The sequence below is a fragment of the Rhizobium sp. BK098 genome (assembly GCF_014193155.1).
Taxonomy (GTDB): domain Bacteria; phylum Pseudomonadota; class Alphaproteobacteria; order Rhizobiales; family Rhizobiaceae; genus Rhizobium.
Map to the genome: position 1 here is coordinate 270,234 of NZ_JACHYY010000005.1, position 12,168 is coordinate 282,401.

The 12,168-nt window shown below is 54.0% G+C and carries 8 protein-coding genes; 6 read left to right on the top strand and 2 right to left on the bottom strand.

Going from position 1 to position 12,168, the window contains the following annotated elements:
- The first annotated feature begins 25 nt into the window (after positions 1–25).
- Genes FHT73_RS15685 through FHT73_RS15710 form a run of 6 tightly spaced genes read left to right on the top strand, consistent with a single transcriptional unit; the run spans position 26 to position 10,431 of the window.
- Positions 26–2,290 (top strand): class I SAM-dependent methyltransferase, encoded by a 2,265-nt coding sequence (locus tag FHT73_RS15685; RefSeq protein WP_112606838.1) that lies wholly within the window; start codon positions 26–28, stop codon positions 2,288–2,290.
- Positions 2,287–6,060 (top strand): glycosyltransferase, encoded by a 3,774-nt coding sequence (locus FHT73_RS15690; RefSeq protein WP_112606840.1) that lies wholly within the window; start codon positions 2,287–2,289, stop codon positions 6,058–6,060. Before FHT73_RS15685 ends, FHT73_RS15690 begins: the two co-directional genes overlap by 4 nt.
- Entirely contained in the window at positions 6,060–7,343 is a 1,284-nt protein-coding gene (locus tag FHT73_RS15695; protein ID WP_246712135.1) for a glycosyltransferase, read from the top strand. The genes FHT73_RS15690 and FHT73_RS15695 overlap by 1 nt, the downstream gene beginning before the upstream one ends.
- A gap of 7 nt (positions 7,344–7,350) precedes the next feature.
- Entirely contained in the window at positions 7,351–8,451 is a 1,101-nt protein-coding gene (gene wecB / locus FHT73_RS15700; protein WP_112606842.1) for a UDP-N-acetylglucosamine 2-epimerase (non-hydrolyzing), read from the top strand.
- Positions 8,451–9,605, top strand: a complete 1,155-nt coding sequence (locus FHT73_RS15705) for a glycosyl transferase (protein ID WP_112606844.1) — start codon at positions 8,451–8,453, stop codon at positions 9,603–9,605. Before wecB ends, FHT73_RS15705 begins: the two co-directional genes overlap by 1 nt.
- Positions 9,595–10,431 (top strand): glycosyltransferase, encoded by an 837-nt coding sequence (locus FHT73_RS15710; protein ID WP_348648142.1) that lies wholly within the window; start codon positions 9,595–9,597, stop codon positions 10,429–10,431. The genes FHT73_RS15705 and FHT73_RS15710 overlap by 11 nt, the downstream gene beginning before the upstream one ends.
- A 202-nt stretch (positions 10,432–10,633) precedes the next feature.
- Here the strand turns inward: FHT73_RS15710 and rfbC are convergent, their stop codons facing one another.
- Both rfbC and rfbA read right to left on the bottom strand, forming a co-directional pair.
- Positions 10,634–11,182 (bottom strand): dTDP-4-dehydrorhamnose 3,5-epimerase, encoded by a 549-nt coding sequence (gene rfbC, locus FHT73_RS15715; protein WP_183712806.1) that lies wholly within the window; start codon positions 11,180–11,182, stop codon positions 10,634–10,636.
- 59 nt (positions 11,183–11,241) lie between these two features.
- Entirely contained in the window at positions 11,242–12,129 is an 888-nt protein-coding gene (gene rfbA, locus FHT73_RS15720) for a glucose-1-phosphate thymidylyltransferase RfbA (RefSeq protein WP_183712809.1), read from the bottom strand.
- Between the last annotated feature and the right edge of the window lie 39 nt (positions 12,130–12,168).

Here is a 12,168-nt window from a genome sequence, read left to right on the forward strand (position 1 = left end):
CCGTTGAGAACGACCAGAGAACAATATGCAAACTCGCTCATCCAACTCCAGACTTGTGGATCTGATCCTTGAGTCCTGCGGCTACGGCAAGCTCCTGGAGTGCGGCAACGGCACGGACTTGCTGCTGCCGAAGCTGCTGGAGGCTGGCGTTGACGGCTATGCCGTCGAACAATCCCAAGCGGACGTCAAGCGTATCAATGCAAGCTTTCCCGGCCGCGGCATTGAAGGTTCGGCCTTAGAGCTTCCATTTTCCGATGAAAGTTTTGAAACCGTCGTCTCGATCGGCTGTCTCGAAAGGTTGAACGCCGGGGATATCACGGCAGCGTTGGGCGAGCTGTATCGCGTCTCGTCCCGCTATGTCTTTTTGCGAGTGTCGACCGGACTGAGTGCAGAAGCCCCTTTGCCGCATGCGTCTCAAGACCGAACATGGTGGGAAACCCATTGCTTTGAAGCCGGCTTCCGCAAGCATCCGTTATTTTACCAGATCAACCCATATGAATCGTTGAACAGCGATGGTGCCCATATCCTGATCCCGCTCGAAAAGGTTCCTCGGGCAGCGCTGCAGCACTATGATTTGACCGTTCTCGTCGAGGAGCGTCTGCTGCATACGGACATGCTTCGCGAAACGGGCAGACGAAGTGACGCACATTGCATTCGCTATCATAAGGCGGCTGAATATATTCGCCCAGGCGACCGTGTGCTCGATGTCGCGTGTGGGCAGGGCTATGGGAGCCACATCCTCTATAGCATATCGAAAGCCCGATCGGTGATCGGGATAGACCTCAGCGATTTTAGCATCGATTATGCAAATGCCCATTACGGCCGTTCGGACGCCGTCAGATTTGAGGTTGGAGATGCCCAGGCTCTCTCGCAGATACCTGATAACAGCATCGATTTCATTACTGCGTTCGAGACCATAGAGCACGTTCCGGACCCCGATGCCTATCTGACCCAGCTGAAGCGCGTCCTCAAGCCATCCGGACGTTTGATGGTTTGTGCCCCGAATAACTGGGTTGACGAAACCGGCAAAGATCCCAATCCCTATCATCTCCACGTCTATACCTGGGAACGCCTCATCGACGAGTGCGGATCGTATTTCCTGCTGGAGAACGGCTTTTTCCAGACGGCGGGCGGCGGCATGCGCTACCATCATTCGCCCCGCAGCTGGATCGAAGTGCCGCCGCGGAAAGAAAGCGAACAGGACGGCGAATGGGTCCTGCTTTTGTGCATGGCCGATCCGGTCGCGGGCAAGGGCACAGCCTATCATGAGACCGCCTGGAACCAGCCTGACTCACCGGAGTTTCATGTATCGGCCTTCGCCCGAGACTACGAAAATCCCTGGCTGGTGAGAGGCATGGTCGCAATCGGCATGCGCGCCCGTTGCGAGAAACTGCTTTCGGACATGCAGGAGCAGGTGCTGAAAGCATCCAGCCCCGCGTCGGCGGACTTCGGCAGCGCCCTTTGCGGCCAAATCTATGCCGCGGCTCAACAGGACGGATGTACGGAATCGCACTTCCAGGAGCTGCAGGAAGCCGCTCTGCGTTATGCTGCCATCGCAACGCCATCGCCCCATCAGCTGCGATGGCAGGTTTCGCTGCTGTTTGCTATCGGGGAGGCAGCAAGAAGACATGGGAAAGCAGGCGTCGCCGCGGACTTCTATTCCAGATGCGCGGCAATCGACGTTATGCCCTATAGCCCGCTGCTGGGAAACAAGACGCTTGATGCCCTCTACTGGCTGAGCATCTATGCGCTCGCCAAGGGCGACCTTTCGCAGGTACGGACGTATCTGGAAAAAAGCGTCGGCGAAGCACAGCGCCTGATATCCGCCTCCTGGCTGAACATAATCGGAACTCCGACAAAGCCGCTGCCTTTCGGCTTTCCGGAAATATCCCAGCTGATGGATAGGGCGGCACGAGCCGCCTACATGCTGGATTCGCTTGATGACTACGCCGCAAAGCCGGGGCTTTTCCGCTATGAAAGCCAAGGGTTTTTCGAAAGGCAACTGAAAGCCGCGTCGGCAAGAACGCAAGAACTGGAGACGACGGTCAATTCGCTTGCCCGCGAACTCATCAGTGCCGAAGCGTCCAGGCAGGAGCTAGGTCACCAGGTCGCCGAGACTGAAGCGCGCGCGCAGGATCTCGGACGCCAGGTCATCGCGTTGGACGCACGTGCCCAAGAGCTTGCCCGCAATTTGGCGAGCACGCAAAGTCCGTTGCGTTTCCATATGGCGCGAGGCGTTCGTTTTCTCTCGCGTCGAATCTCCAGGCTGATCTCGAAGAACAATCCATGACCAAAGCTGCAACCACTGGCATCGTCATTGTTTCCTACAACGCTCCCGACGCGCTCATTGCGACGTTGGCCAGCGTAAGAAGGGCGCATAACGAAAGCTCGGTTAAGCTCATCTTGGTGGATAATGCATCCAATTCCGACGAGCGTGACAAGATAAGGTCGGCAATCACAGCCCACATCGAAGAGGTTGGCAGCGACTGGCGTTACATAGAGGAACCGGAAAACCTCGGCTTTTCGGGCGGCAACAATGTCGGCATCCGAGAATTTCTTGCTGACGATACGATAACCCACATCTGTCTACTAAATAGCGATGTGATCGTGACGGATCATTGGCTGGACAGAATGCTGGCGCATGGGAAGGATATCATCAGCTCCGTCACCAACAAGGCCGACAGCGAGCAATGCATACCGGTCGATTACAGCGCAGAGTTGAGCGAATTCATCGAGGCTGGCACGACGAAAATTTCCGAGGCGCCCTATCAGCGCGTGAAGAATTTCGCCGACCGCCGATACGAAGCCTGGCAAGGCAATCTCGTTGAGGCGGACGTCACGTTCTTCTGCGTCCTTCTGACCAGGGACGCCTGTCAGAACATCGGTCTTTTGGATGAAACATTCTTTCCCGGCGGCTTCGAGGATGACGACTATTGCCTTCGCGCCCGAAAGCTTGGCTACGATATCTTTCTGGCGCGCGATACGTTCATCCATCATTGGGGATCAGCTTCATTCGGCAAGCTGCAATATGAATATTTCAGCGCCCGGGCCGAAAAGAACAAGCGCTATCTGGAGAAAAAGCACGGCTTTAGCTGGAGCAGGCGACCGGAAAAACCGATCGTCTCCTTTTGCATGGATGCGGTGTTTGCCCTTGGCAAACCCGGCGATTCCTCATGCCGCTCCGATTTGGCGGCATACATGCGCAATCTCGACCGTCAGATAGACTATTTTGAAACCGAGTTCCAAAATCTCTCGGGGGCCTTCGAAGCCTATCGCGACCTCGCTTCGGAGGATCTAGCAAAGCGGGTGTCGGCGGCAGAGGCATTTGGAGACGTAGCTGCCGCATGGACGCGTACAAAAACGACAATCGTCAAGCTCGTGAAGACCGCTTCGATCGCCGCGGAAAGCATCGCTACGATCACGGCCGACCTGAACAGTATAGCGGAGGCGGTCCACATTCGCGTCGAATGCAATTTTGCCGTCCATGACTTTGTCTCGACCCTCGAGCGTGATGGCAAAGGCGCCACAGCAAGACTGCGTCGCCCCTCAAGCGCGGCGCCAACGGGCCGTCCCGCCGGAAAAATTTCCAGGCTCATGTGGCTTGCGAGAAGAGGCATCGGGTTTCTGCGGCAGCTGGATGGTATCGTGTTTTTCGGGGGCTATTTTTACCCCGAGCGCCAGAGCGATGGGTATTTTCAGCGAATTCAGATCGTTGACCGGCTCTTCCGGGATCGTTGGCGCATTTATGTAGAGAGCGAAGAGCTGACCGGCCGCAATATATGGTTTGATCGCCCGGAACCGAATGTTCTCGTACTGAGGGTGATGGGCAACAGAAAGCTGAAGATGCTGGTGCGGCTGCTAGCCGCCGCAGCGGTCCTTCGCACGCGCAAGATTTATTTCCACAGCGTATTGCGGATGTATGACAATCGCTTCGGCAAGTTTCTGCATCTGCCCTTCATACGCAAGGCTGTCGACATCCATGGCGTGGTACCGGAAGAATTCCGGATGCATGACGATTTCTACAGCGCACTCATCTATGACAAGCAGGAGCGCCTGGCAGTTCAAAAAGCCGGCATCGTGATTGTCGTCACGAAGGCAATGGAGAATTACCTCCGGCAGAAGTTTCGCGATGCGCTAAAGGCTCGAAGCATTTCGTTCCCGATGTTCCCGACCTTTGAGCCATCGATAGCGACGCGACCGCTGGAAAACGGAAAACCGATCGTCGTATACGCCGGGGGGCTACATCGCTGGCAACAGGTGCCGAAGATGATCGATGCAATCGCGAAAACTGCGGACCATTGCCAGCACCGCTTCTACACTCCGCAACCGGACGCGGTGAAGGCGATGCTATCGGCAAATCTGGTGGATTCCGTCGTTGTGGAATCGAAGACACATGCCGAATTGATGGAGATCTATCCGCATTGCCATTATGGCTTCATCCTGCGCGAGGACAGTATCGTCAATAAGGTCGCCTGCCCCACCAAGCTCGTCGAATATCTGGCGATGGGGATCGTTCCCATTATCGATTCCGAAAATATCGGCGATTTTAAATCGCTCGGCATGCAGTACATTACGCTACCTGACTTCCTCGCGTCCGAATTACCAGATGAAAGCACCCGTGCCCGGATGGCGCATGAAAATCTGGCCGTTTACGAAAGGCTCCAAGAGGTCCGCCAATCAGGCGCAGAGCAGATTTACCAATTTTTCTCTCCGCAACGCGCGGCTACCATCCGTTCCCGCGTCGCAACGAGATTACACCGTTCTCTTCCTCCTGAAACAATTGGTGGACGGTTCGCGCGCCGTTTCTGGCGGAAAATCTCCCCCACTGTCCGCAGACCTATTGTCGAGGCGACCGCCAGTGTCCCTTTGACAGATCTGACCAGCGTCCCACGCGAATGCGATATTCTCGTTCAGGTCGACAATTTTGAAGCCGGCGGGTTGGAGAACGTCGTCCTTGATCTCAACGATACGCTTGCGAAGGCAAATTATAAAATCGTCCTTCTTGTGCTCGGTAATCGTGGAGCCGCAGTGGAGCAGGCGCGCCGCCGCGGTCAAAAGATGATTTGCCAAACATATAGCCCGGTGGCTTATGAAAGGGTTATCGACCATCTCAAGCCAAAATTGATCCTTGCTCATTATTCGACGCAGGGACTGCAGGCTTGCAACGACAGGGATATTCCGTTCCTGCAAGTCATCCACAATGTCTACATGTGGTTTAATGAGCAGCAGCGGCAGGAGTTTTCCGACAACGCCAAGCTTACGACCAAATTTATTGCCGTTTCCGACTATGTTCGAGATTACAGCATTTCCCGCCTCGGGGTTCCCGAGGAGAAATGCGTCGTCATTCCGAACGGTATCGATTTTGCGCCATTCCATGATTTTGTGCCCTCCGAAGCGCGCGAGAGCCTTCGCGTGAAATACGGAATCAAAAAAGACGATTTCGTGTTTGTCGACATCGGCGCCGTAAATCATCAGAAGAATCATTTGGGCACGCTGAAGGCATTCGAGATCGCCGCGCGCGCATGCGAGAATGCCAAGCTCGCTATATTGGGGCCGGTCTACGAGACCGTTCTGATGGATGAGCTCAATGCGTACATTGCCGCCAAAGGCCTTGAAAAGAAAGTCATATACTGCGGAGCTGCGCCGCGGTCCCACGAACATTTTGCCATGGCTGACGCATTTGTCAGCGGCGCCTTCTTTGAAGGTGGTCAGCTTATTCTGCTTGAGGCTATCCGCTCAAATCTGCCTATCGTAACCAGCAGAGTTGGCTTCTCTTCTTCGTTTGAGGGACGTCCCGGAATCGAAGTTGTTCCGCCCCCTCAAGACATTGCGCAGTATCGAGGGGCGATTTGGGAGTTGAAATCTACCGAAGAGTTCGAAAGCCGAATGGCGGATGCGATGATCCGCATCTGGACAAATCCCGTTCGCCCGAATTTCAGCGACGACGAACTAAGCAAGCTTGAAAGAAGTACGAGTTATCAAAAATATAGCGCGCTCATGAAAGCGCAGCTAACACAAGACAAGGAATGCGCAACTGAATTTCAAATTCGGACGGCATGATGTCTTATTGGCGTGGGATCGTTCGAAATTTTGCTTATGCTAGCTTCCGGAAGATATTCTGGGCGCTGCCGGCACCGCTGCGCCATCATCTGCATGGCTTTCGGCATTCTCTCGTGCGGTGGCTTCGCAAAGGAGGAAGCCAGGGGCAGCGACAGGCCGATGATATCGGCTGGGAGAGTTTTCGCGACGGACCGCTCTCCAACAAGGGCTATCGTCTTGTCTTCATTCTGGAAGCCAATATCGACTGGGAAGTAACTCTGTATCAGCGACCACACCATATGGCGCTTGCGCTGGGGAGGCTTGGCTGTCTGGTATTGTATCGGACGACGGGAGATGGCGTTGTCGGCTTTCGCCCCATTGAGAATAACGTCTGGCTTACGAACGATCCGAACGTAGAATCGATCGACGGCGCAGTTCGTTGTTTTTATAGCACTACCTTGTTCGCTGATGACCAAGACCTCTTGTCCGCCAAGAGAAATGGATTCGTGATCTACGAATACATCGACCACATCGACGCCTCTATTTCTGGAGGTACGCACAGCCTCAAACGCCTTCTAACGTTGAAACAGGGGGCGTTCGCCCATGCTGATCTTGTCGTTTCCTCCGCGAAATTGCTGCAGGAAGAGGCTGTTCAGGCGAGCGGCGCATCCCGCTGTGTTTTTGTTCCCAACGGTGTCGATGTTTCGCACTATAGAAATAAAGCAAATGCTTCACACGACATCCCACACACGCTGCGAGCGTTCAAAGAAAACCATCGCCACGTCGTCGGCTATTTCGGAGCGATAGCCCCATGGCTGTGGTATGAACTGATGGAGGACGTCAGCGAACTGATGCCCGATATCGGATTCGTCTTCATCGGTCCCGATTACAGCGGTTGTGTGCCGCAACTTCCGCGCAAGGAAAACGTACTTTACCTGGGGCCTGTCGACTACAAAAATCTCCCGTCCCATGCACGTCTTTTCGATGTCTGTTTCATACCCTTCGTGATGGGTGACATAGCGCGCGCCACGTCGCCGCTTAAGCTCTTCGAATATTTTGCTCTCGAGAAACCAGTCGTGGTGACGGGTGACATGCAGGAGTGCGTTGTGTACGAGGAGGTTTTCTCTGGCAATAATGCTGTGCAGTTTACCCGAGCTATTGAAAATGCATTGAAAGTCCGGAATGATCCCTCATTTAAGCAGCGCTTGCGTGATCTTGCTGATGCGAACAAATGGGATATTCGGGCAGAAACTTACGTTTCCAAGATAGAATCCCTGATCGCAAGTGCCGATCCTGTTCTCTGAGGTTCCTATGAAGAAAAAAGTCATCTGCGTTGCCGGCACGCGACCTGAAGCTATCAAGATGGCTCCAGTCATTCTGGCGCTGAAGCAAGAGGCTTGGTCCGATGTAAAAGTTCTGGCAACGGCGCAACACCGCCAAATGCTCGATCAAGTTCTGGAGTTTTTCGATATCAAGCCAGATATTGATTTGGACATCATGCGCCCAAACCAAACTCTGGCTGGTTTGACTGCTCGCCTGCTTCTAGCCATCGACGAGGTTTTGGAAGCAGAAAAGCCCGATGTTGTCCTCGTTCAGGGTGATACGACGACCGTGATGACTGTTGCTTTGGCGTGTTTCTATCGCCGTATCCCGATTGGACACGTCGAGGCAGGTTTGCGCACCTGGGATATCCAGAATCCTTTTCCCGAGGAGGCAAATCGTGTCATCGCGGGCAAACTCGCTAAGTGGCATTTCGCACCGACAGAAGGCGCACGGCAAAATCTTCTCAAGGAAGGCATTGCTGAAAGCGATGTGCTCGTCACCGGCAACACGGTGATAGACGCGCTGCTCATGACGGCATCAAGGCCGCTCGAAACCACGGTCCCCCTCGACGACAGCAAACGGTTGGTGATGGTGACGTCCCATCGGCGCGAGAACTTCGGGAAACCTTTCCGAGACATTTGCGAAGCGTTGAAGACTTTGGCGGAGCGCAACCCCGGTGTACAATTTCTCTATCCCGTTCATCCAAATCCCAACGTCAAGGATGTCGCGCACGAGATTTTGGGGCCCACTTCCAATTTTATCCTGTGCGAACCGTTGGACTATGCGCCTTTCGTGGCAGCAATGAAGCGCGCATACCTCATTTTGACGGATTCCGGCGGCGTTCAGGAAGAAGCGCCGGCGCTCGGAAAGCCGGTTTTGGTTTTGCGCGACGAAACTGAGCGACCGGAGGCAGTCGCACAGGGCGTCGTGAAACTCGTCGGACCCCACTATGAGAATATTGTCCGCGAAGCACAGCGACTTTTGGACGATGAGGACGCCTATAAGGAGATGGCACGTGGCGTCTCACCCTACGGAGATGGTCTCGCCTCAAAGCGCATAACGGAAACCCTGCGCGAGTTCTTTTCCTGATGCGCCTCGTTTATTTGTCGCCCGTACCATGGGCTAGCTTTGCCCAGCGGCCTCATAAGTTTGCCGAATGGTTTCATTTGCGTACTGGCGGCGAGGTTCTTTGGATCGATCCTTATCCAACCCGACTCCCGAGACTGCTTGACTTCAAACACCGTAATGCGCCGACGACAGGTAAACCTAAAAATCTCCACACATGGATAGAGGTCGTTAAACCAAAGGCTATACCAATTGAGCCCCTACCGTGGTTGTCATCAATGAACAGGTTTATGTGGGCTCGGATATTTTTCAAGGTAAAGCACTTTGTGGAAGGTCATGACGCGTTAATTGCAGCGGGAAAGCCAAGTCTTTTGGCAGATCTTCTCGTCTCAAGGCATCCAAACATACTATCCTTGTATGACGCCATGGACGAATTTCCCGCATTCTATAGCGGCCTCTCAAAAGCCGTTATGAAAAGGCGGGAGAGGGCTCTTGCGTTGAAATGCCGCCATATGTGGGTAAGTAGCACGCGGTTGCACGAACAATGGAGCAAACTGCGATCCAACCTCAACTTTGTCCCCAACGGGCTTGAGCCAGCTTTGTATTCGAACCTGAGCAAGATTAGGAATGCCGAGGATAGGAAGATATTTGGCTACATCGGCACCATTGCTAAATGGTTTGATTGGGAATGGGTTATTAAACTGGCAAATACTCGACCGAATGATATCGTAAGATTGATCGGACCGGCATTTGCTCCTGCACCCGGATCGCTTCCAGCCAACATCGAGCTTCTGCCTCCATGTGTACATGAGGAAGCTATCAACGCTATGGCGAACTTCGATGTCGGCATTATCCCGTTCAAGAATAATCCTTTGACCGCATCGGTCGATCCCATCAAATTCTATGAGTATCGAGCAATGGCGCTTCCTGTGATCTCAACAGATTTTGGTGAGATGTCATTGCGGCGAGGATCCCAAGGGACATTTATAAGTCGGTCCCTGGAGGATATTGATCACCTGGCACGAGAGGCCTTGTTGCATCGCGATTCTGCTGAGTTCGCTCAGTCGTTCATTATGGAAAATGGCTGGCCTAGGCGATTCGATAGCGCAAGTCTCCCAATCAAGAGCTATGGTAGCGCAGCTATAGTATCATCGTCGGCTAAAGACAGTGAAGAATGACCCATTTCCTTCAGAACCACCGACAAAATTGACGACACTGCTCTCTATTTGCATTGTCACCTATAGCCAGGATCTTGCTGTCCTCCAGGCAACTCTCGAAAGCCTGCGAGCCGCGGTCGCTCATCTAAGTGATACAAAGACCGACATAACGATAGTCGATAACTCTCCGAGGGGCTCTCTTTCCGATTGGCTGAGGGAGAACTTTCGGGATCTCTCCATTCACCTGCTTACTGGACACGGCAACGTCGGCTTTGCTCGCGCGAACAATATGGTACTAGATAATATAGGCGACCTGCACCTAGTACTTAACCCAGACGTTGTTTTGAGCCCAGATAGCTTGGAAAATGCCGTGCAGTTTCTGAAGCTGCACCCCGAATGCGGTCTATTGACACCCTCAGCTTTGGGAACAGACGGCATACGCCAGTATCTGTGCAAGCGCTATCCCACAGTCTTTGACCTTGCATTAAGAGGCTTTGCACCAAAGCGGCTCAGACAGCTTTTTCAAAAACGGCTAGACCGCTATCAGATGGCGGATATGCCCGATAACGAAGTTTTTTGGGACCCGCCGATCGTCAGTGGATGCTTTATGCTCTTCAGAGGCGAGATTTTTCGAAATCTTGCCGGGTTTGATCCGAATTATTTTCTTTATTTCGAAGATTTTGATCTTTCCATACGTGCCGCCCAGGTGACTCGCATCGCCTTCCTGCCAACAGTAAAGATCGTTCATGGCGGTGGAGACGCGGCTCGCAAGGGTCTCTGGCACGTCGAGCAATTTATCCGTTCCGGTTGGGTTTTCTATCGAAAGTTCGGCTTCAGATTGATTTAATCCGGCTGTGGCCGGTTCGCGAGCGCGCAACCATACCGCGCCTGCGAGCCATTTTTCGAGGTAAACGCGTAAGCAAGCCCACGTATCTTTCCGGGTGCTGATCGGCGATTTTCTGCATGCATCATGCAGGGAATCCTAGAATCCTAGTATCCTTCGGCGAGGTCAGCAAATCGCGATGATAGACCCTATGGTGTTCTGCATCTCACATAAAAGTTTCGGCCTCTGCCAGAAGTTGCTGGCGCTGATCTTTTGCAGAGAGCATTGGCTGATCGGCAATTTTCCAGTCGATGGCGATCTGCGGATCGTCCCAGCGGATGCCGCGATCGCTCTCCGGCGCGTAATAGTTGGTAGTCTTGTAGAGAAACTCCACATGGTCGCTCAGCGTCAGGAAGCCATGGGCGAAGCCTTCCGGGATCCAGAGCTGGCGCTTGTTTTCCGCAGACAGAAGAACGCCGACCCATTTGCCGAATGTCGGTGAGGATTTCCTGATGTCAACAGCAACGTCATAGACTTCGCCGACCACTACTCGCACCAGCTTCGCCTGCGCATGCGGCGGCAGCTGATAGTGGAGACCGCGTAGGACACCCCTGCCCGACCGGCTGTGATTGTCCTGCACGAAATCGGCGCTTCGGCCGATCGCTGCTTCGAACTTCGCCTGATTGAAGCTTTCGAAGAAGAAGCCGCGATCGTCTGCAAACACCGTCGGCTCGATAATCTTGACATCGGGAATAGCGGTATCGATGGCTTTCATTCGTCGTCCTGTTCGGATTGTTTGCGAGGGGGAAGCGGCGGCATAAAACGCCTGAGCGATTAGAATATCTGCTCGCGCAAGATCCCAAGGAGATATTGCCCATAGGCATTCTTCTTCAGCGGGCTCGCCAGCGCCTCGACATCGGACGCACTGATCCAGCCGCTGCGATAGGCGATCTCTTCGGGGCAGGCCACCTTCAGGCCCTGCCGGTTCTCGATCGTCGCAATGTAATGGCTCGCCTCCAGCATCGATTCATGCGTTCCGGTGTCGAGCCAGGCATAGCCGCGGCCCATGGTCTGGACGTCCAGGTGCCCGGCTTGCAGATAGTGAACATTGACATCGGTAATCTCCAGCTCGCCACGTGGCGATGGACGGATGGATTTAGCGACGTCGACAACGGTTTCGTCATAGAAGTAGAGGCCGGTCACCGCATAGTTGCTCTTCGGCATCTTCGGTTTTTCCTCCAGGCTGATCGCCCGGCCGCTCTGATCGAACTCGACCACGCCATAGCGATGCGGATCCTGCACGTGATAGGCAAAGACGGTCGCCCCCGTTTCCTTGGCGCTCGCCTCGTGCAGCAATCGGGTAAAATCATGCCCGTAAAAAATGTTGTCTCCCAGAACCAGGGCAGACGGCGCGCCATCCAGAAACGCTTCGCCGATCAGGAAGGCCTGGGCAAGACCGTCGGGGCTGGGCTGAACGGCATAGTCAAGCTTTATGCCCCATTGGCTGCCATTGCCGAGCAATTGCTCGAAGCGAGGCGTATCCTGCGGCGTCGAGATGATGAGGATCTCGCGGATACCCGCCAACATCAAAGTCGTCAGCGGATAGTAGATCATCGGCTTGTCGTAGATCGGCAGGAGCTGCTTACTAACCGCAAGTGTCAGCGGATAGAGCCGTGTTCCCGATCCACCGGCGAGTATGATTCCTTTGCGTGCCTTCGTCATTATCCTGCGTCTCGTCCTTAGTGCATCTGCCTCTGTCTC